General features: G+C 74.9%; 19 protein-coding genes. 8 read left to right on the top strand and 11 right to left on the bottom strand.

All coding sequences use genetic code 11. The features are described from left to right. Positions 1–209: 209 nt before the first annotated feature. Entirely contained in the window at positions 210–908 is a 699-nt protein-coding gene (locus E0L36_RS11115) for an O-methyltransferase (protein ID WP_180929930.1), read from the top strand. Positions 909–1,104: 196 nt separating this feature from the next. Here the strand turns inward: E0L36_RS11115 and E0L36_RS11110 are convergent, their stop codons facing one another. Continuing rightward, positions 1,105–1,272, bottom strand: a complete 168-nt coding sequence (locus E0L36_RS11110; protein WP_016907584.1) for a DUF3117 domain-containing protein — start codon at positions 1,270–1,272, stop codon at positions 1,105–1,107. 311 nt (positions 1,273–1,583) lie between these two features. On the opposite strand from E0L36_RS11110, the gene E0L36_RS11105 reads away from it, so the two are divergent. Beyond that, complete coding sequence (locus E0L36_RS11105; protein WP_180928863.1) at positions 1,584–2,372, top strand: enoyl-CoA hydratase-related protein; 789 nt, start codon at positions 1,584–1,586, stop codon at positions 2,370–2,372. On the opposite strand, the gene E0L36_RS11100 is transcribed toward E0L36_RS11105, so the two are convergent. Both E0L36_RS11100 and E0L36_RS11095 read right to left on the bottom strand, forming a co-directional pair. Then, positions 2,359–2,958 (bottom strand): DNA-3-methyladenine glycosylase I, encoded by a 600-nt coding sequence (locus tag E0L36_RS11100; protein ID WP_308416725.1) that lies wholly within the window; start codon positions 2,956–2,958, stop codon positions 2,359–2,361. The two genes, E0L36_RS11105 and E0L36_RS11100, sit on opposite strands and share 14 nt — an antisense overlap. Next, positions 2,955–3,452, bottom strand: coding sequence for a DivIVA domain-containing protein (locus E0L36_RS11095; RefSeq protein WP_180928862.1), 498 nt, complete (start codon positions 3,450–3,452; stop codon positions 2,955–2,957). The genes E0L36_RS11100 and E0L36_RS11095 overlap by 4 nt, the downstream gene beginning before the upstream one ends. Before the next feature lie 304 nt (positions 3,453–3,756). Between E0L36_RS11095 and folP the strand changes: the two genes are divergently transcribed. Continuing rightward, positions 3,757–4,626, top strand: a complete 870-nt coding sequence (gene folP, locus E0L36_RS11090; RefSeq protein ID WP_180928861.1) for a dihydropteroate synthase — start codon at positions 3,757–3,759, stop codon at positions 4,624–4,626. 167 nt (positions 4,627–4,793) lie between these two features. Here folP and E0L36_RS11085 read toward each other — a convergent pair whose 3' ends face one another. Further along, a complete protein-coding gene (locus tag E0L36_RS11085) occupies positions 4,794–5,561 on the bottom strand; it encodes a TIGR00730 family Rossman fold protein (RefSeq protein ID WP_180928860.1) in 768 nt (255 codons plus the stop codon). A 135-nt stretch (positions 5,562–5,696) separates the two neighbouring features. Continuing rightward, a complete protein-coding gene (gene dapE / locus E0L36_RS11080; RefSeq protein ID WP_180928859.1) occupies positions 5,697–6,776 on the bottom strand; it encodes a succinyl-diaminopimelate desuccinylase in 1,080 nt (359 codons plus the stop codon). A 157-nt stretch (positions 6,777–6,933) separates the two neighbouring features. On the opposite strand from dapE, the gene E0L36_RS11075 reads away from it, so the two are divergent. Next, positions 6,934–7,812, top strand: a complete 879-nt coding sequence (locus E0L36_RS11075; RefSeq protein WP_308416724.1) for a hypothetical protein — start codon at positions 6,934–6,936, stop codon at positions 7,810–7,812. Positions 7,813–8,268: 456 nt separating this feature from the next. Then, on the top strand, positions 8,269–8,490 hold the full coding sequence (locus E0L36_RS11070; RefSeq protein WP_180928857.1) for a hypothetical protein: 222 nt from the start codon (positions 8,269–8,271) through the stop codon (positions 8,488–8,490). A 214-nt stretch (positions 8,491–8,704) separates the two neighbouring features. Here E0L36_RS11070 and dapC read toward each other — a convergent pair whose 3' ends face one another. Then, positions 8,705–9,811, bottom strand: coding sequence for a succinyldiaminopimelate transaminase (gene dapC / locus E0L36_RS11065; RefSeq protein ID WP_180928856.1), 1,107 nt, complete (start codon positions 9,809–9,811; stop codon positions 8,705–8,707). 58 nt (positions 9,812–9,869) lie between these two features. Next, positions 9,870–10,196 (bottom strand): ferredoxin, encoded by a 327-nt coding sequence (fdxA, locus tag E0L36_RS11060; protein WP_180928855.1) that lies wholly within the window; start codon positions 10,194–10,196, stop codon positions 9,870–9,872. Between the two features lie 288 nt (positions 10,197–10,484). Here fdxA and E0L36_RS11055 point away from each other — a divergent pair, with 288 nt between their 5' ends. After that, positions 10,485–11,531: a GNAT family N-acetyltransferase gene (locus E0L36_RS11055; RefSeq protein ID WP_374705520.1), complete on the top strand. Its 1,047-nt coding sequence runs from the start codon at positions 10,485–10,487 to the stop codon at positions 11,529–11,531. A gap of 2 nt (positions 11,532–11,533) precedes the next feature. After that, positions 11,534–12,424 carry a transglutaminase-like domain-containing protein gene (locus E0L36_RS11050; protein ID WP_258016202.1) on the top strand — a complete coding sequence of 297 codons (891 nt, stop codon included), beginning with the start codon at positions 11,534–11,536 and terminating at the stop codon, positions 12,422–12,424. Positions 12,425–12,534: 110 nt separating this feature from the next. On the opposite strand, the gene E0L36_RS11045 is transcribed toward E0L36_RS11050, so the two are convergent. From E0L36_RS11045 to E0L36_RS11030, 4 genes are all read right to left on the bottom strand, one after another. Further along, positions 12,535–14,802, bottom strand: a complete 2,268-nt coding sequence (locus tag E0L36_RS11045) for a hypothetical protein (protein WP_180928852.1) — start codon at positions 14,800–14,802, stop codon at positions 12,535–12,537. Positions 14,803–14,931: 129 nt separating this feature from the next. Beyond that, the gene (locus E0L36_RS11040) at positions 14,932–15,369 is read right to left on the bottom strand and encodes a DUF6113 family protein (RefSeq protein WP_219636530.1); all 438 of its coding nucleotides are present in this window, start codon (positions 15,367–15,369) and stop codon (positions 14,932–14,934) included. Beyond that, the gene (gene mshB / locus E0L36_RS11035) at positions 15,366–16,295 is read right to left on the bottom strand and encodes an N-acetyl-1-D-myo-inositol-2-amino-2-deoxy-alpha-D-glucopyranoside deacetylase (RefSeq protein WP_180928851.1); all 930 of its coding nucleotides are present in this window, start codon (positions 16,293–16,295) and stop codon (positions 15,366–15,368) included. Before mshB ends, E0L36_RS11040 begins: the two co-directional genes overlap by 4 nt. Positions 16,296–16,361: 66 nt before the next feature. Continuing rightward, complete coding sequence (locus E0L36_RS11030) at positions 16,362–16,556, bottom strand: hypothetical protein (protein WP_180928850.1); 195 nt, start codon at positions 16,554–16,556, stop codon at positions 16,362–16,364. A 241-nt stretch (positions 16,557–16,797) separates the two neighbouring features. Here E0L36_RS11030 and E0L36_RS11025 point away from each other — a divergent pair, with 241 nt between their 5' ends. Then, positions 16,798–19,098, top strand: coding sequence for a S9 family peptidase (locus tag E0L36_RS11025; RefSeq protein ID WP_180928849.1), 2,301 nt, complete (start codon positions 16,798–16,800; stop codon positions 19,096–19,098). Positions 19,099–19,269: the final 171 nt, after the last annotated feature.

Here is a 19,269-nt window from a genome sequence, read left to right as displayed (position 1 = left end):
AGCCACATCTCCCGTTAGCTCTGGATAAGCAGTTTTGACCGGCTTTCACCGGGACGCCCGCCCCCTGGCGGCGGCTGGGCGCTGACCCACCACCGCGGAGGACCGACGGGCGACCGGCGCTGACCGGCCCGGCGTGCCCCGCTACGGCGCACTTCCCTTCCCGCCCCCTTTCAACGCGCGGTCCCATCAGCGGGTTCCCGGACCAACGGATACAGTCACGATGGCGTGGACGACGGGGACGGGAGAGGGCCATTACGGGCAACCGGCAGACGAGCTGGGCGTTCGCCGACGCGTACGGCGACGAGCTCGTCGAGAGCGCCGAGAGTGAAGCGCTCCGCTGGGCCCGGGCGCGGGCCCAGGAGGCGGGGCTGCGTCCGGTCTCCCCGGGTTCCGGCGCCACCCTGCGGCTGCTGGCCGCCGCCAGCGGCGCCAAGGCGATCGCCGAGATCGGCACCGGCACCGGCGTCTCCGGTATCCACCTGCTGCACGGCATGCGGCCGGACGGCGTGCTGACCACGGTCGACGTGGACGCCGAGCGGCAGCAGTTCGCCCGGCAGGCGTTCCGCGCGGCGGGCTTCGCCGGGAACCGGGCCCGCATCATCCCCGGCCGCGCCCTGGACGTACTGCCGCGCCTCGCGGACGGCGGCTACGACCTGGTCTTCTGCGACGGCGACCGGCGGGAGTACGGCGCCTACCTCGCGGAGTCGCTGCGGCTCCTGCGGCAGGGCGGGCTGATCTGCTTCGAGGGGGTCTTCGCGGACGGGCACACCGTCGAGTCGGCCCCACCGCCGCTGGAGGTGCGGGAGTTGCGGGAGCTGCTGCGCACCGTCCGGGAGAGCACCGCGCTGGTGCCCTCGCTGCTCCCGGTGGGCGACGGGCTGCTCTGCGCGGTCAAGCGCGAGGCGTGACCCCGCACTCGCACACCCGGCCGACCGGTTCAGGACACCGTCACGGCCGCGACAGATGGGGCGTGACTCTTCTCACGGCCGGTCCGCCCCAGGGCGGGCCGGGTCAGGCCCGGGGCGCGCGGGCGCGGCGGGCATAGGCGCTGCCCCGGGCGCGACAGCGCACCGGGGCAGTGGAAGGCCGCCAGAGGCGATTCGCTCAGCCGCAGACCTTCTCCAGCTCTTCGCCGAGCGCGGTCGCCTCGTCCGGGGTCAGCTCGACGACGAGTCGCCCACCGCCTTCGAGCGGAACGCGCATGACGATGCCCCGCCCCTCCTTGGTCACCTCGAGCGGGCCGTCGCCCGTCCGCGGCTTCATGGCCGCCATGCTCGTTCCCCTTCCTGAAACCAGCTCATCGCAGCCGACAACCCAGGTGTCACCGGCATCGAACACATTGCTTCCTGCTCATTATCCCGCATGCCACGACCCGATGACCAACTTCCATCGGCATCTCTTCCGGCACCGCTGTGCACAAAACCGTGCAATACGGGGATCCGCCCGTGATTCCGCGCGGCCTTCCGGCCCTCTGCGCCCCTTCGGAGGTGGCCACGGTTTGACATGGCTCACATTCCCGCCGGTCTCCCGGGGGCGGTGCGGCCCCTCTGTCGGTCCACGATGATCTAGGCCATGCTGGGCGCATGTCGGACACCGTGCACTACACCGTGGCCGGGGGGCTCGCGACGATCACCCTCAACCGGCCGGACGCGATGAACGCGCTCGACGACGAGTTGAAGTCCGCCCTGCGCGACACCCTGCACGCGGCGGAGGCGGACGAGTCCGTCCGCGCCGTGCTGCTGACCGGCAACGGGCGGGCGTTCTGCGTGGGTCAGGACCTCAAGGAGCACACGGAGAGCCTGCGCGAGCGGGGAGGCGCCGCGCTCGACACCGTCGAGGAGCACTACAACCCGATCGTGCGGGCGATCGCCGGGATGCCGAAGCCGGTCGTGGCCGGGGTCAACGGGGTCGCCGCCGGGGCGGGGGCCGGGTTCGCCTTCGCCGCCGACTACCGCGTCATGGCGGACACCGCCGCCTTCAACACCTCCTTCCTGGGCGTCGGGCTCTCCACCGACTCGGGCGTCTCCTGGACCCTGCCCCGGCTCGTCGGCCCGGGCCGCGCCACCGACCTGCTGCTCTTCCCCCGCGCCGTACGGGCGCCGGAGGCACTGGAGCTGGGGCTGACCAACCGCGTGGTGCCCGCCGCCGAGCTGGCCGCCGAGGCGGAGTCGGTGGCCCGGCGGCTGGCGGAGGGGCCGACCGTCGCGCTCGCCGCCCTCAAGGAGGCCCTCGCCTACGGGGCGTCGCACTCGCTGGCGGACTCGCTGGAGCGGGAGGCCGTCCTCCAGACCCGGGCGGGCGCCTCGGCCGACCACCAGCACGCGGTGGAGTCCTTCGTCCGCAAGGAGACGCCGCGGTTCACCGGGCGCTGAGATCCCGTACCCAGCAGTCGGCGAGGTGGTCGTTGACCAGGCCGCAGGCCTGCATCAGCGCGTAGGCCGTGGTGGGCCCGACGAAACTGAGGCCGCGCCGCTTGAGTTCCCGGGCCAGCGCCGTCGACTCGGGGGTGACGGCGGGCACCTCCTCGGGCGTGCGCGGCGCCGGGGACGCGGGCTCGGGGGCGTACGACCAGATCAGCTCGGTGAGTTCACCGGGCCGCCAGTCGGCGGCGGCGCGGGCGTTGGCGAGGGTCGCGCGGATCTTCGCGCGGTTGCGGATGATGCCCGGATCGGCGAGCAGCCGCGCCTCGTCCTCCTCGGTGAACGCGGCGACCTCGGCGATCCGGAAGCCCGCGAAGGCGGCCCGGAACCCCTCGCGGCGGCGGAGGATCGTCAGCCAGGACAGCCCGGACTGGAAGGCCTCCAGACTGATCCGTTCGAAGAGCGCGTCGTCGCCGCGGACCGGGCGGCCCCACTCGGTGTCGTGGTACGCCGCGTAGTCCTCGGCCGAGGTTCCCCAGGGGCAGCGCGGCTTGCCGTCCGGCCCGGGCACCGCTCCGCGCGGGGTGGACGGGTTCACGGGCGCCCCTCCCCCGGCCGCTCGTCGGCGTGCCCGGTCTCCGGAGCGCCGCCGGAGGTGCCGGTTCCGCCCGGGTGGCCGGGGCCTTCCGGGGCCGGGGCCCCGGTGGGGGGTTCGGCGCCCGGGACGGCCGGGCGCGCGGGCACCGCGTACCCCGCCGGAACGGTGCCGCTGAGCGCCACGGCCTGCGCGCCGGCCAGCGTGGACTCCAGTTCCGCGATGCGCGCGTCGCGCTCCGCGAGTTCGGCTCCGAGACGGTCGAGCGCGTCGTCCACCAGGCGCATGTGGTAGCCCCGGACGGCGACGGGGAACCGCAGCTCCTCCACGTCCGCCCGGCCCACCGGACGGTGGTCGGGCAGCGGCTGGTCGAGCAGTTCGGGCTCGGCGTCGGCCAGTCCGCCCACCGCCCGCCCCTCGCCCTCTCCGCTGCCCACGACGGCCAGGGTGACCGCGGCGACGACGACCACCAGCGAAATCAGCAGGAACCAGAACAACGGCCTTCTCCATGATCCGTACTGCGCTTCCGTGCAACCCCGATCGTGTCACGGCGGGCGGACGCCCCGGGCCGCGGCGTTCGGGCCCACCGGCGCCCGGCCCGCGCCCGGCCCCCACGTCCCGCCAGGCGCGCCCGCCCCGTGCCCGGCCGGCGGCGGTGGGACCGATGCCGTACGGACGGCTGGTGCGGGCGCCGGACACGGGGAAGCCGTGCTGGTCCGCGGGACGTGTCCTAGGGTTCAGCGGACGGGGTGGCACCCGAGGAGCGGACGGGCGAGCGCCCGGGACGGAAGGAGAGGGCCGATGCTGCGCCTGGGCGCACGGGAGTTCCGGAAGGACCAGCCGGTCATCATGGCCATCGTCAACCGGACACCGGACTCCTTCTACGACCGGGGGGCCACGTTCCGCGACGAGCCCGCGCTGGACCGGGTGGAGCAGGCCATCGCCGAGGGCGCGGCCGTGATCGACGTGGGTGGGGTCAAGGCGGGGCCGGGCGAGGAGGTCAGCACCGCGGAGGAGGTCCGCCGCACCGCCGGGTTCATCGCCGAGGTCCGGCGGCGCTATCCGTCCGTGGTGATCAGCGTGGACACCTGGCGGCACGAGGTGGCCGAGGCCGCCTGCGAGGCCGGGGCGGATCTGCTGAACGACGCCTGGGGCGGGGTCGATCCGCGGCTGGCGGAGGTCGCCGCGCGGCACGGCGCCGGGCTGGTGTGCACGCACGCGGGCGGCGCGCGCCCCCGCACCCGGCCGCACCGGGTGCGCTACGACGGCCCGGGCGGCGTGATGGAGGACATCCTGCGGGTCACCCTGGGGCTGGCCGAGCGGGCGGTGTCGCTGGGGGTACGCCCGGACGGGATCATGATCGATCCGGGCCACGACTTCGGCAAGAACACCCGGCACTCGCTGGAGGCCACCCGCCGGCTGGGCGAGATGGCCGAGACGGGCTGGCCGGTGCTGGTCTCCCTGTCGAACAAGGACTTCGTCGGCGAGACACTCGACCGGCCGGTGAAGGAGCGGCTGCTCGGCACCCTGGCGACAACCGCCGTCTCCGCCTGGCTCGGCGCCCAGGTCTACCGGGTGCACGAGGTCGCGGAGACCCGGCAGGTCCTGGACATGGTGGCGAGCATCGCGGGCCACCGCCCCCCGGCCGCCACCCGGCGCGGTCTGGCCTGACCCGACCCTGCGCCCCGCCCGGGACGGCACGCTCCCGGGCTTCCGGGCTTCCGGCGACCTGACCGCCCGCCCGCGCGGCGGCTTCCGGCGGGGCACCGCCCGCCGGGGCCCGGCCCGGGTGGGCCGTCCACCGGCGGGGGCGCGGGACGTGGGACGCGCGGGGCGGCTCAGGCCCCGGTTTCCTTGGTGACCAGCGCGACGGCCTCGTCGATGTCGTCGGTGACGTGGAACAGCTCCAGGTCGTGCGCCGCGGCCTTGCCCTCGGCGACCACCGCGTCCCGCACCCAGTCGACCAGTCCCCCCCAGTAGCGGCTGCCGAACAGCACGATCGGGAAGCGGGTCACCTTCCGCGTCTGCACCAGGGTGAGCGCCTCGAACAGCTCGTCCAGGGTGCCGAACCCACCGGGAAGGACGACGAACCCCCGCGCGTACTTGACGAACATCGTCTTGCGCACGAAGAAGTAGCGGAAGTTGACGCCGATGTCGACGTACTCGTTCAGCCCCTGCTCGAAGGGGAGCTCGATCCCGAGTCCGACGGAGGTGCCCCCGGCGTCCAGCGCGCCCTTGTTCGCGGCCTCCATGCCGCCGGGACCACCGCCGGTGATCACCGCGAACCCGGCCTCGACCAGGGCCCGCCCGATCCGCACACCCGCGTCGTACTCGGGTGAGTCCACCGGGGTGCGGGCCGAGCCGAAGACGCTCACGGCGGGGCCGAGTTCCGCGAGGGCGCCGAAGCCCTCGACGAACTCCGCCTGGATCCGCATCACCCGCCAGGGGTCCTTGTGGATGAAGTCCGAGGGACCGGGCTGGTCCAGCAGCCGCTGGTCGGTGGTGCCCTCCTGGATCTGCCCGCGGCGCCGCAGCACGGGCCCCTGGTACTGCTCACGCGGCGCTCGTTCGCGCTCCTTGCCTCCGGGCCCCTGGGGGCTGGCCATATCGTGCTCCCTCCGACTGCGATCTTTCCCGGCCCAGCGTACGCACGCGCCGGTGGCCCCCGGAGAACTTCCGGTGGGCCGACGGTCGTACCGGCGGCCGCCAGCGGGTGTCCCGGAGGTGTCCGGGAGGGGGACTCAGCTGGTCAGCCAGGTGCGCAGGCGTTCCTCACAGTGCCGGATCCGCTCGGTGTCCACCCGCTCGTCCCGCTTGTGGGCGAGGTTCGGATCGCCCGGTCCGTAGTTGACCGCCGGAACGCCGAGGGCGCTGAAGCGGGAGACGTCCGTCCAGCCGTACTTCGGCCGGGGCTCCCCGCCGACCGCCGCGACGAACTCCTGGGCGGCCGGGTGGGAGAGCCCGGGCAGCGCCCCGGGCGAGCTGTCGTCGACGGTGATCTCCGCCACCCCGCAGTCCGCGAACACCTCGCGGACGTGGGCCAGGGCCCGGTCCTCGTCGAGGTCCGGCGCGTACCGGTAGTTGACGGTCACCACACAGGCGTCCGGGATGACGTTCCCCGCGACCCCGCCCTCGATCCGTACCGCGTTCAGCCCCTCCCGGTACTCCAGGCCGTCGATGACGGGGCGGCGCGCGCGGTAGGCGTCCAGCCGCGCGAGGATCGGGCCCGCGGCGTGGATCGCGTTGGTGCCGAGCCAGCCGCGCGCCGAGTGCGCCCGCTGCCCGGCGGTGCGCAGCCGGACCCGCAGGGTGCCCTGGCAGCCGCCCTCCACCTGGCCGTCGGACGGTTCGAGGAGCACCGCGAAGTCGCCCGCGAGCCACCCGGGGTGCTCCCGCGCGAGGTGGCCCAGGCCGTTGTGCTCGGCGGCCACCTCCTCGTTGTCGTAGAAGACGAGGGTGAGGTCGCGGTTGGGCTCCGGGACGGTGGCGGCGATCCGCAGCTGCACGGCGACGCCCGCCTTCATGTCGCTGGTGCCGCAGCCCCACAGCACCCCGTCGGCGTCCAGCCGGGAGGGCAGGTTGTCCGCCACCGGCACCGTGTCGATGTGCCCGGCGAGGATGACGCGTTCGCGCCGCCCCAGCTCGGTGCGGGCGACGACGTTGTTGCCGTGCCGGTCCACGTGGAACCAGGGCAGCTCGCGCAGGGCGGCCTCCACGGCGTCGGCGAGGGGGCCCTCGCCTCCGCTCACGGAGGGGTGGTCGACGAGCTGCGCGGTGAGCCGCGCCACGTCCTGGCGCGGGTCGAGTCCAAGGTGCGACATGGCGCCACCCTACGGCCCTGGTCCACGGGGCCGGGGAGCGCCGGGACGGCGTTCCGGAACAGCGGCTACCTTGGTGCGCGTGCCCCGCCCCGCTTCCTCTTCATCCTCTTCTCCCCGACGCAGAGGCCGAGTTCTCCGGATCCTCGCGGCCTGCGCCGTGCTGCTCGCGGTCGCCGGATACGTGGTGGCCCAGATGCTCGCCACCGGCACCACCGGCCCCGCCCGCTGCACGGTCCGCGCCGCCGCCGAGGGGGACGGCGAGGCGCCGAGCTACGAACTCCAGCCCGTGCAGGCGTCGAACGCCGCCACCATCGCGGCCGTCGGCGCGAGCCGCGGACTCCGCGACCGGGCCGTGACGATAGCCCTGGCCACCGCGATGCAGGAGTCCTCGCTGCGGAACATCTCGTACGGCGACCGGGACTCCATCGGCCTGTTCCAGCAGCGGCCCTCCCAGGGCTGGGGCACCAAGAAGCAGATCATGGACCCGATCTACTCGACGGGGAAGTTCTACGAGCACCTGGTGGAGGTGCCCGGCTACTCACGGCTGCCGCTGACGGTGGCGGCGCAGCGGGTCCAGCGCAGCGGCTTCCCGCAGGCGTACGCCAAGCACGAGCGGAACGCCGCGCTGCTCACCGCGGCGCTCACCGGCCGCAACGCGGCCTCGCTGCACTGCACGACCGGACCGGGCGGGGGCGACGGGAAGGCGGGCCGCGCGGACCGCGTCCAGGCCCAGCTGGTCCGGGAGTTCGGCGAGAAGTCCGCGCCCTCGAACACGGCCGGGCCTGGGCGGAAGGGCGGTTCGGCGGGCGGGGCACGGGTGTCGGAGTCCGCGCTTACCCTGCCCGCCACCTCGGTCCGCCGCGGCTGGGAGCTGGCGCACTGGGCGATGTCGCACTCCGCGCGGCTGCGGGTGTCCGAGATCGTCTACCGGGGGCACGTCTGGAGCGCGGACCGCTCCGAGGACGGCTGGCGGAAGGACGACGGGGAGAAGCGCGGCAGCCGGTCGGTGCTGCTGCGGCTCGCCACGGCCGACTGACCCCGCCGGTTCCCGCGCTTCCCCACTGGTTCCTCACCGTCGCGCGCTGGATGGGCGGCGGCGCACGGGCTGCGCCGTCGGGGGTACGGGGCCCCTCCCCGGTCCGGGGGGCGGCCCGGTCCGGGAGTTGACGGCGCCGGGCTGCCGTCCGGGGCCCCACGGCCACCCGGTGACCGGGCGGCGCGGACCGCGACGGGTTCCGAAGTCGTCGCGTCACAGCGGGAGTTGGGGAGGGCGACGAGTCGCGGGGCGGCGCCTGACCGGCCGCTTCACCCGACGCCCGATGATCAGACCCATTGCGAACTCTTTACATCACGGAACCGCAACTTCCGGCGCCTTCGGGGCGATAGGCACGGCGTCCGCCGGGCGCGCCCGGCCGGAGGCCGTCCCACCCGCCGCCCAGGCGCGGCGGACGGCACATCGCAAGGTTCCGCAGTCTCGCGTCAAAGGAGCACCATGTCCTTTCCCCGGATCGCCACGTCCGCGCTGCTGACGGCGTTCGGCGCCGCCGCCCTCCTGGGCGGCGCGGCCGGAGCCGCCTCCGCCACGGAGCCCGCCCCGGCGCCCGACAAGGGCGGCCAGAACAGCCCGGAGGAGACCGGCAAGGGTCTGGGCGGCGCGCTGGGCAAGGTCACCAAGAAGCTGCCCGGCGACATCCAGGTGCCCATCTCGGGCTGACGCCTGGACGGGGCGGGACGCGGCACGGCCAGCTCCCGCCCCCACGCCGACCGGGGCGGCACCGTCGCCCCGCCACCACCGGGCTCACCGGAACCGGTCGCCTCCCCCGTCGGCCGACGGCCCGCCACCGCCAACACCCCGCCGGACAGGCGGCGTTCCGGGCGAAGGGCCCCACTCGGGGCGCCGATCGCCTCGACGGCCCGCGCCGCCGCGCTCAGCCCTCCAGTCGGTGGACGGCCTGCTCGACGCGCTCGTCGGGCGCTGTCAGCGCCACCCGGACGAAGCGCTCACCGGCGGGACCGTAGAAGTCCCCGGGCGCCACCAGCACGCCCCGCCCGGCCAGCGCGGCCACCGTCTCCCAGCAGGGTTCGTCCCGCGTGGCCCAGAGGTACAGCGACGCCTCGCTGTGCTCGACGCGGAAGCCCGCGCCCTCCAGCGCGGCGCGCAGGGCGGTCCGGCGGCGGGCGTACCGCTCGCGCTGCCGGGCCACGTGCGCGTCGTCTCCCAGCGCGGCCACCGTGGCGGCCTGCACCGGGGCGGGCACCATCATCCCGCCGTGTTTGCGCACCCGCAGCAGCTCGGCCAGGACCGCGGCGTCGCCCAGGACGAACGCGGCCCGGTAGCCCGCGAGGTTCGAGCGCTTGGACAGCGAGTGGACCGCGAGCAGTCCCTCCGAGGAGCCTCCGCTGACCTCGGGGTGGAGCACGGAGACGGGCTCCGCCTCCCAGCCCAGCTCCAGGTAGCACTCGTCGCTGACGACCAGCACGCCGTGCCGCCGGGCCCACTCGACCGCGGCCCGCAGCCGCTCGGCGCCGAGCACCTGGCCCGTGGGGTTGGAGGGGGAGTTGAGCCAGAGCAGCCGCAGGTGTGTGGGGTCCAGCTCGGTCGGGTCGTCGTAGACGACGGGTTCGGCGCCCGCCAGCCGGGCGCCGACCTCGTAGGTCGGGTAGGCGAGCCGGGGGTGGGCCACACGGTCGCCGGGGCCCAGCCCGAGCTGGGTCGGCAGCCACGCCACGAACTCCTTGGAGCCGACCAGGGGCAGCACCCTGGCGTGGTCGAGGTCCGGTGCGCCGAGACGGCGGGTGCCCCAGTCGACGAGGGCGTCACGCAGTCGTGGGGTGCCCCACACCGTGGGGTAGCCGGGGGTGTCACTCGACTCCGCGAGCGCCCGCTGGATCACCTCAGGGACGGGGTCGACCGGGGTGCCGACGGAGAGGTCCACGATGCCGCCCGGGTGGGCGGTCGCGGTGGCCTTGTGCGGTTCGAGCCGGTCCCAGGGGAAGACGGGGAGCCGGGCCGAGACGGCGGTGACGGGGGCCATGGGGCGCGCTCGCTTTCAGGACGCCGGGCGGAGGCCAACGCCCCCGCCCGGCAGGGACTCACTCGTCGTGCTGCTGCGGGGGAAGCGCGGCGATCAGCGGGTGGTCCCGCTCGATCAGGCCGAGCTTGCTCGCGCCGCCCGGCGAGCCCAGCTCGTCGAAGAACTCGACGTTCGCCTTGTAGTAGTCCTTCCACTCCTCGGGAGTGTCATCCTCGTAGAAGATGGCCTCGACCGGGCAGACCGGCTCGCAGGCTCCGCAGTCGACGCATTCGTCCGGGTGGATGTACAAGGACCGCTGGCCCTCGTAGATGCAGTCGACGGGGCACTCCTCGATGCAAGCCTTGTCCTTCAGGTCGACACAAGGCTCCGCGATGACGTAAGTCACGCTGTCGTTCCTCCTCAGTAGGGCGGCGGGCCGGTGTCCGGCTCCGCCGCGGGGCGCGCGGGAGCGCGGCGTCGTCGATGCCCGCCCCTAGTATCTCCGTTCCCGGGCACAACACGAACAGGAGGGGCGGGAAGAGCTGTGGAGTTCACCACGGGCGGACGCCTTGAGGTGCGTATCACCCCGTCTGACGTGGGTAAGCGTGTTTCCGTCAGATCGCGGACCGGCGAGCTGCGCCCGCGTCCGGTGTTCACCGACACCGTAGGCGTTCTCACATCGTGGAAGAGCGGTGTGTTGAAGATCACTCGCCGGGACGGCGGCGTGGCCGAGTTGCGCGAGGAGGCGCTCGTCGCCGGGAAGGTGGTGCCGGGCCCACCGCCCGTCCGGCGATCCGCCGCTCGCGCCCGGGGTACGACGGCCCCCGGGGCGCGCGCCACCCCGCCCCGTCCGTCCAGCGGCCGCGCGCTGGTGGAGATCGCCGCGCGCGGGTGGCCCGGAACGGAGACCGAACGGCTCGCGGGCTGGACGCTCCGCGCCGCCGGCGGCTTCACCGCGCGCGCCAACTCCGCCCTGCCGCCCGCCAGTTGGTCAGACCCCGACGATGTTGCCGAGGAGGCCGCCGCCTCGGGGGCCGGGGGGACCAGCGCCGTCCCCCGCTCCCCGGGGGTGGACGGGACGCTGGACGGCACGCTCGGCCGGATCCGCCACTGGTACGCGGAGCGCGGGCTGCCCGCCCGGATCCAGCTGACGACCGAGGGTCCGGGAGCCGACCCCGCGCTGGACGCGGCGCTGGCTCAACGGGGCTGGACGCCCGAGCGCCCGGCCCTGGTACTCGTCGGCGAACTCACGTCACTGACCGGGGGCGCGCCGGACCACCGGGTGACGCTGCGCCGCGAGCCGGACGCGGACTGGCTGGCGCGCTACGACCGCGCCGAGGGCCTGAGCGGTCCCGCGCGGGAGGTGCTGACCGGCGGCCCCTCAGTCTGGTTCGCCACCCTCCGGGATCGGGACGCGAGCGAACTCACCCCGGATGACGGGGAGTTCGATGAGGGGACGAGCCCGCCACCGGCGATCGGCCGCTGCGTGGTGGACGACGCCGACCCCGGCGACGCTCCGCGCTGGGCCGGGTTCGCCGCGCTCGCCGTCGACCCGGACCACCGCCGCCGGGGACTGGCCAGCGCGGTACTCGCCGAACTCGCCCGGCGGGCACGGGCGGAGGGAGCCTCCGCCGCGTATCTCCAGGTGACGCCGGACAGTTCGGCGGCGCTCAACCTCTACCGGGGGCTGGGCTTCACCACGTACCAGCGCTACCACTACCGCACGGCTCCGAGGGGATGAGCATGGAACCGGTGGCGAACAGGCGCCACTTCGCCGAGGCGACCCGCGAGGAGCGACCTGACCTCGCCCTGCTCTGCCTGCTGATCGGCGTGGAGGCGGAGCGCCACTCCGCTCCCCGCGGCAGCACGCCCGACGACGACGGGGGGACGGCAACGGAGAGCCCGGAGCACCCCCTCGTCGTCGCCGCGCAGGTGGAACTCGACCGGCTCGCGGGCCAGTTGCCGTACGCGGCGTCCCGGCCCCCGGAGGCGTGGGCGCGGGTACTGCGCGAACTGCTGGGCGAGCGGCTCGGGTTCCGGGGCACCCCGGCCGACTACCGCAGGCTGGACTCCTCGTTGCTGCACGCGGTACTCGACCGGCGGCGCGGGCTGCCGATCACCCTGTCGGTGGCGTGGATCGAGGTGGCCCGGCGCGCCGGGGCGCCGGTGTACGGGGTGGCGCTGCCCGGGCACTTCATGGTCGGCTTCGGTGACCCCTCGGGGGACCACGTGCTGGCCGACCCGTTCGACGGCGGCCGCCCGCTCACCGACGACGAGGCCGAACTCCTGGTCTCCCGGGCGACCGGCCAGCGCGCCCGGCTGGCACCGGCGCTGTTCCAGCCCGCCGACCCGCTGGAGATCGTCCTGCGGGTGCTGAACAACATCCGCGCCTGGGCGGCGGGGCGGCCGGAGCAGTCGGCGGTGCAGCTCTGGGCCCTGGACCTGGCGCTGCTCCTCCCCCACCACCCGGCGAAGCTGCGCCGGGACCGCGCCCAACTCCTGGTGGAACGCGGTGATTTCCTGAAGGGCGCGGCCGAACTGGACGAGTACGCGGCCGCGATCGGCACGATGGAGCCCAACGCCGCCGAGCACGCCCGCAGATCGGCGCGGGCCGCCCGCTCGCGGCTCAACTGAGGGCGCTTCCCCGGGAGTCCGCGTGCTGCGCGCGGCTGGACACCGAACCGCCCGTCCGTGTACGGGAGTTCCGTACACGGACGGGCGGGGTGTCCGGGTGAGTGGGTGGTTCAGCCGCCGCTGGCGCCCTGCACGACGGCGACCCGCTTGTTCGGCTCGGCGGGCGCCTGCTTCCGCAGCGCCTCGATCATCACGGCCGCGGCGTGCTTCGGCGTCATCTTGACCGTGCCGGTACCGGCCTTGACCACCACGTTGTCGAAGGCGTTGCCGTAGGTGCGCTGGAGCGCCGCGGGGTCGATGACCGGCTGGAGGCTGTCGCCGCCCGGCCGCATGGTCAGGAACTCGCCCAGCGTCTCCTGGCTGAACGGGACCTCCACGTCACCCGCCTTGAGCCACAGCCAGCCGGACATGGCCGTCTTCCCGAACCCGTTGACGGCGCGCTGGAGTTCACGGTCGTCGATCTTCGGCTGCTGCCGGGAGACGGGCAGCGAGACGGTGTTGTTCGCACCGCCCCCGGCCCGCTCCCGGTACGCCTCCTCCAGCGTCTCGGCCGCCTTGGTGGTGTCGATGCCCTGGTAGGGCTTCCCCTTCACGGCCACCGCCCTGCCGTTGACGAAGCGGACCATGCCGTCCTGGGGCGTGCCGCCGCCGCCCGAGGAGACCCGGGACAGCGCCGACTCCATCTTCTCGGCGTCGACCGTGATGGCGGGTTCGGCGGAGCGGGTCCCGCCGAAGAGCGAGCCGATCACCGAGACGGGGTTGTAGTCGCGCCCGGCCGCCGCGCGCACCGTCGCCTCGTTGTCCAGCGTCAACCCCGCGACGCTGGGCTTGAGTTTGGTCACCCGGTCCCCCACCTTGAGGGTGAGGGGCGCCGTGGCGCGCTTGCCGAGCGCCTTGTCGAGGGTGTTGACGGCCTCGTGCTTGCTCTTGCCGCCGATGTCGACGCCGAGCACCGTGGTGCCGTTCGGCACGTCGGCGTGGTCGAGGAGCAGTCCCGCGCCGTAGGCGACGCCGAGGAGGGCCACCACTCCGGCACCGGCCAGCACCAGCTTGGAGCGGCCCTTGCGCCCTCCGCCAGCGCTCGCCGGGGGGCTCGCGGCCGGAGCTGCCGCCGCGCTCTCCGCCTCCGGCTCGGCGGCCGGGAAGGTGGGCGGCGGCACCGGGGGGCCCTGTGGCGCGGCGGCGTCCTCGTCCGCGGGCGGGACCGGGGCCATGCCGCCGACCAGGGTGTCGCTGATGTCCGGTCCGCCGGGGGCGGCGAGCGGCGGCTCCCCCACGGGCCCGGGCCGCGGACCCGCGCCAGGCGCGGCCGCCCCCGGTCCGCCGTCCGGTCCGGGCGGTTGGTCGGTGCCCGTCGGCCGCCCCGTGTCCGGCGTACGGCCCATGCCCGCGGGCTGGCCCAGGCCCGTCGACGGGCCTGGACCGAACGGGCTGGCGCCGCCGTCGAAGGCGCCCGGCGGCTGGTTGCCGACGCCGGTGGGCGGGCCGCTGGGCAGCCCGGTCGGCGGGGGCGGCTGCATCCCGCCGGGAGCCGGGCCGCTCGTGGGGCCGGAGGGCGGGAAGGGCGGGGGGCCCGCCGGGTCGGAGGGGACCACGGGCACGCCGTCGGGCGGCGTCGCGGTACGCGCGTCATCCCCGGGGTGCGGGCCGCCGGGGAAGGCCGGGGGCGCGCCCTCGGCCGGGCGGGGATCGGTGACGTACGGCAGGTCGCCCCGGCCGTCGCTCCCCGTGGGCCCGGGGCCCGGCGGAGGCGTAGTCGGCGTCCCGGCGGAGGGGCCGGGGGCGGGCGCGCCGCCCGTCGTACCGGCGGCGCCCGTCCCGCTCGCGGCGGCGCGCGGCTGCTTGCGTGGCGCGAACCAGTCGCTGGTCGGGGTGGTGAACTCGCCCTCGGAGCCGGGCTCCTGGGCCTGCTCACCGGACGCGGCGGTCCGGGCGCCGCTCCCCGTCGGGTCCGGCGCGTCGGACGCGCGGGTCTCCGGGGAGGCGCCGCCACCGGCGGGGCCGGAGGCCGGGGTGACGGGCGTGGCCGAGGGGGTCACCCTCCGGGCCGAGGGGGTTGTTCCCCCGGCTCCGCGAGCGGGGTCCTCGCCCGCTCCGCTCCTGCCCCCGTTCTCGGGGGCGGCGCCCTCCTCACCGACGGGGGTGCGCATCACCACGGGCGGAATGGGCCGCGATCCGGGGATGTTGATCCGGACGCGCGTGGTGATCGTCGTCTCGGTCCTCGGCTCGTCGGTGTCCGCTTCGGAACCGGAGCCGGGCTCGGCGGCCTCTCCGGCCCCCCTCCCGGCAGCGCCATAGGGCTCGGTTCCGGGCGGGTACGCCGAACCGCCGCGCCCTCGCTCGGGCCCGGAGGACGGACTGTCAGTTTCACGGCTCACAGCAGGTACTCCCGGTTGGATTCACCGCCCTCACGAGGGTCCGAGGGGCGGCTCGCCGGCGCGCACCACCTTATAGGGGCGGCCGGTGGGGCTCGCAGGGCGAGGGACTCGCTCGCCGGGCGGGACCCGTCAGCGGTGCCGTTCCGCGGGCACCAGCGGCGCGGGCAGCGCGATCGTGGCACACATCACCGCGGCGAGCATCCCGCCCAGAAGGTACAGGTACGAGCTCGCCCCGGCGGCGAAGAGGAAGTCGCCCTCGGCTCGTGAGGTGGTCAGCCCCAGCACCACCACCGCCCAGCCCGCCCCGGGCGCGACCGCCCCGATCTTGGTGCGGCAGAACGTGGCGCCGCCCCAGAACAGCCCGACGGAACCGGCGAGGGCCAGCACCAACCCGCCCGGGAACCAGGCCCCCTGGACGAGCGCCCCGGCGGTCCCGGTGAACGCGCCGAGCACGGCGAGCAGCAGGTAGACGCCCACCCGGGCGCCCTTGCGCGCGGGCACCGGCCGGGGGATCGGGCCGGGGCCGGGGGCCGGGGTGGCCGGACGGGCCGCCGCCTTGCCGCTCATACGTTCACTCCCGCGAAAAGGTCGTCCGCTTCGCCTCGCGGGGCACCGGAGTGCGGCTCCGCGAGCTGATAGCCCTCCACCGCGACCAGGGGCTGCCACCGGCCGTTGGAGAGCGCGAACCAGGGTGCGTCCACCACGATCTGGGTGGCGTGCGCGGCCATCGCCCGGGCCTTCGCGTCCGCGTAGTCGGAGGCGTCGACGAGGACGTCGACCGTCGCGTCGTCCACCACCCCGGGCAGATCGGAGAGTTCCGCCACGCCCGCGAAGGACATCTCGGTGGGGCCCTCGGCCCGCACGGTGGGCCACCGGCCCGCCGCGGCGTCCTCTCGCAGCCGCGCCAGTTCCGCCGCGACCCCGGTTCGCCGCAGGCAGTTCCAGTAGATCCGGCGCACGGTGTGCGGGACGCCCGCCTCCGGCTCGTGGCCGGAGTCGGCCGCCAGCCGGGCCGCGCGCATGGCGATCTGGTGGGCCCGGATGTGGTCGGGGTGGCCGTATCCGCCGTCCGGGCCGTAGGTGACCAGCACCTGCGGACGCAGCTCGCGGACGGTGCGCGCGAGTTGCCCCGCGGCGTCCTCCAGGTCGGCCTGCCAGAGGCATTCGGGGTGGTCGTTCTGCGGGGCGCCCATCATGCCGGAGTCGCGGTAGCGCCCCGGGCCACCGAGGTAGCGGTGGTCGGTGACGCCGAGTTCGCGCAGTGCCGCCGCGAGTTCACCCGTGCGGTACGGGCCGAGGGTGTCGTCCCGGCCCGGCGCCAGGTGGGCGAGCCGGGAGGGGATCACCTCGCCCTCCTCGCCCCGGGTGCAGGTCACCAGCGCGACACGGACGCCCTCGGCCGCGTACTTGGCCATGGTGGCGCCGTTGTTGATCGACTCGTCGTCGGGATGAGCGTGCACGAACAACAGGCACCGCTCGGGGGCATCGGTCATGCCCCTGAGCGTATGCCGTACCGGACCGTCCGCGCCGGGGAGGGCGGTCCCCGGCGGCGGGTCACCTCAGAACTTGATGCCCTCGATCATGCCGGCGACGTTCGTGGTGACTTCGTTGATGGTGGGGGCGATGGACGAGCTGGCCAAATAGAAGCCCAACAGCACGCAGACCACCGCGTGTCCAGCCTTCAGTCCGGCTTTCTTGACCAGCAGGAAGACGATGATCGCCAGCAGCACAACCGCCGAAATCGACAGTGCCACGGCGGCTCACCTCCAAGTACGCGGTCGGCAGGGATCGGTACGGACACGGATAGCCCACGGCCGCATGGCGGCGAGCCACCGGCTACATACCCAGCACCCACCATGCGCAACGGATCATAACTATCGGTGAGTCGACATGGCTCGGTGCACGGGTGCAGACGAGGGGCGCATATTCACTTCCAGCCACCGACGGGTACCGAACCTCCCCGGTGGGGCCGGGCGGCTCAGTACCCTCGGCCGCATGGCTACGACCTTCCCCCGCCAGCACGCCCGTACGCACCGATTCTCGCTCGGAGCGCCACGTGCTCTCACCGCCGCCCCGGACGGCTCCCGCGTCGTCTTCCTGCGCTCGCGTAACGGGACCGACCAGGCACAACTCCTCTGGGTACGCCAGGTGTCCGGGGAGCGCCCCCCGAAGGCCGGGCCCGGCGGCGCCGCGCGCGACCCGGAGACGGCGGAACCGTCCACGACGCCGCAGGTCAGGGAGGTCGGCGGGGCACAGGGGGCCGGGGAGGACCGGGAGTACGTGGCGGCCGACCCGGCGGCGCTGCTGACCGGCTCGGCGGAGGAACTCTCCGCCGAGGAGCGGGCGCGGCGGGAGCGCAGCCGGGAGACCGGTGCCGGAATTGTGGGATACGCCACGGACGCGGCGGTGGAGCTGGCGGCGTTCAGCCTTTCCGGACGGCTCTTCACGGCCGAGCTGCGGGCCGGGACGGCCCGCGAACTGCCTGCCACCGGGCCCGTCATCGACCCCCGCCCGGCGCCGGACGGGCGGAGCGTCGCCTACGTCTCACGGGGGACGCTCCGCGTCGTCGGGGCGGACGGCACCGGGGGGCGAGATGTGGCCACGCCGGAATCCGCGTCGGTCTCCTACGGATTGGCTGAATTCATCGCTGCCGAGGAGATGTCGCGAACCCGTGGATTCTGGTGGTCTCCGGACAGTTCCCACCTGCTGGTGGCCCGGGTGGACGACGCGCCCGTGTCCCGCTGGTGGATCTCCGATCCCGCCCACCCGGCCAACGAGCCCACGCCGCTGGTCTATCCGGCGGCCGGGACCGCCAACGCCGAGGTGACGCTGCGTCTGGTGGACGTGGAGAGCGGGGCGCACACCCCCGTCGAGTGGGACCGCGAGGGGTACCCGTACCTGGCCCGGGCGCACTGGTCGGACGCCGGTCCTCCGCTGCTCCTCGTCCAGTCCCGGGATCAGCGCCGCCAGCGCTGCCTCAGCGTGGATCCCGCCACCGGAGCCACCGCGACGCTCGCCGAGGAGGAGGACCCGGACTGGCTGGAGCTGTTCGCCGGAGTCCCGGCCTGGACGCCGGACGGCGGGCTGCTGCGCGTTCAGGACCTCGACGGGGCCCGGCGGCTCACCGTGGACGGCGAGCCCGTCAGCCCGGCCGCGCTGCACGTGCGGGCGGTGCTCGACGTCGGCGAGCGGGACGTGCTCGTCTCCGCCTCCGCCGCGGGGGACGAAGAGCGCGTGGCGCCGGGCGAGTTCGGCGTCCACCGGGTGCCGCTGCCCGGGTCCGTGGGCGCCGCCTCCGGCTGCGCCCCGGTGCTCCCGCCGGCGGACGCGGACGAGCCGACCGGACCGGCGATCCGCGGCGCGGTGCGCGGCGGCGACCTGCTGGTGCTCTCCACCGCCGCGCTGGAGTTCCCGGGCTCCCGGGTCACCGTGCTGCGGCAGCGGCCGGACGCCTCGGTGGAGCGGCTGGCCGCCATCGCCTCGTACGCCGAGACCCCGGTGCTGCGCGCCGCGCCGACGCTGCTGCACACCGGAGAGCGGGGGATCCCGGCCGCGGTGACGCTGCCCACCGGGTACCGGGAGGAGGACGGCCCACTGCCGGTGCTGATGGACCCGTACGGCGGTCCCCACGCCCAGCACGTGGTCGCGGCGCACAACGCGCACCTGACCGCGCGCTGGTTCGCGGACCAGGGCTTCGCGGTGGTCGCCGCCGACGGGCGCGGCACCCCCGGCTACTCCCCCGGCTGGGAGAAGGCGATCAGCCGGGACCTCGCCCGGGTGGTCCTCGACGACCAGGTGGAGGCGCTGAGTTCACTCGCCGGGCGGTTCCCGCTGGATCTGGACCGGGTGGCGATCCGAGGCTGGTCGTTCGGCGGCTATCTGGCGGCGCTCGCGGTGCTGCGCCGCCCGGACGTGTTCCACGCCGCCGTCGCGGGCGCGCCCTGCGTCGACTGGCGGCTGTACGACACGCACTACACCGAGCGGTACTGCGGCACCCCGCGGGACGACCCCGATACGTACGCGAGCGCCTCCCTGGTGACCGACGAGGGCCTCTCGGGGGCCGCGCCGGGCCCGCACCGTCCGCTGATGCTCATTCAGGGGCTCGCGGACGACAACGTGGTGGCCGCGCACGCCCTGCGGCTCTCCTCGGCGCTGCTCGCCGCCGGGCGTCCACACGAGGTGCTGCCGCTGTCCGGGGTGACCCACATGCCCTCGCGGGAGGACGTGGCGGAGAACCTGCTGCTGTTCCAGGTGGACTTCCTCAAGCGGTCGCTGGGCCTGCCCCGGGGCGCCTGAACCATCCGTGACCGGCCGGTGAGCCGCCGCCCGGCGGGCGGCGGGGCCGGGGCGGGGGCCGGTGGCGTGCCGGACGGAACCGGTGCGGTGCTCCCCCGGCGAGGTGACCCGGGCACGCCGCACCATCGAGACCGGTGAACCGGCCGGGGTCCACGCGGAGTTGGCCCGGGG

The organism is Streptomyces sp. AJS327 (assembly GCF_013450295.1).
Taxonomy (GTDB): Bacteria; Actinomycetota; Actinomycetes; order Streptomycetales; family Streptomycetaceae; genus Streptomyces.
Note: the sequence above shows the minus strand (reverse complement) of the source record. Positions and strands in the feature narration are given on the sequence as shown.

Excerpts from the sequence above, each read along its gene's own strand:
- E0L36_RS11025 (WP_180928849.1), top strand. The coding sequence starts at position 16,798 with ATGGCTACGACCTTCCCCCGCCAGCACGCCCGTACGCACCGATTCTCG.
- E0L36_RS11040 (WP_219636530.1), bottom strand. The coding sequence starts at position 15,369 with ATGAGCGGCAAGGCGGCGGCCCGTCCGGCCACCCCGGCCCCCGGCCCC.
- mshB (WP_180928851.1), bottom strand. The coding sequence starts at position 16,295 with ATGACCGATGCCCCCGAGCGGTGCCTGTTGTTCGTGCACGCTCATCCC.
- E0L36_RS11070 (WP_180928857.1), top strand. The coding sequence starts at position 8,269 with ATGTCCTTTCCCCGGATCGCCACGTCCGCGCTGCTGACGGCGTTCGGC.
- E0L36_RS11110 (WP_016907584.1), bottom strand. The coding sequence starts at position 1,272 with ATGGCGGCCATGAAGCCGCGGACGGGCGACGGCCCGCTCGAGGTGACC.
- E0L36_RS11050 (WP_258016202.1), top strand. The coding sequence starts at position 11,534 with ATGGAACCGGTGGCGAACAGGCGCCACTTCGCCGAGGCGACCCGCGAG.
- folP (WP_180928861.1), top strand. The coding sequence starts at position 3,757 with ATGCTGCGCCTGGGCGCACGGGAGTTCCGGAAGGACCAGCCGGTCATC.
- dapE (WP_180928859.1), bottom strand. The coding sequence starts at position 6,776 with ATGTCGCACCTTGGACTCGACCCGCGCCAGGACGTGGCGCGGCTCACC.
- E0L36_RS11085 (WP_180928860.1), bottom strand. The coding sequence starts at position 5,561 with ATGGCCAGCCCCCAGGGGCCCGGAGGCAAGGAGCGCGAACGAGCGCCG.
- E0L36_RS11105 (WP_180928863.1), top strand. The coding sequence starts at position 1,584 with ATGTCGGACACCGTGCACTACACCGTGGCCGGGGGGCTCGCGACGATC.
- dapC (WP_180928856.1), bottom strand. The coding sequence starts at position 9,811 with ATGGCCCCCGTCACCGCCGTCTCGGCCCGGCTCCCCGTCTTCCCCTGG.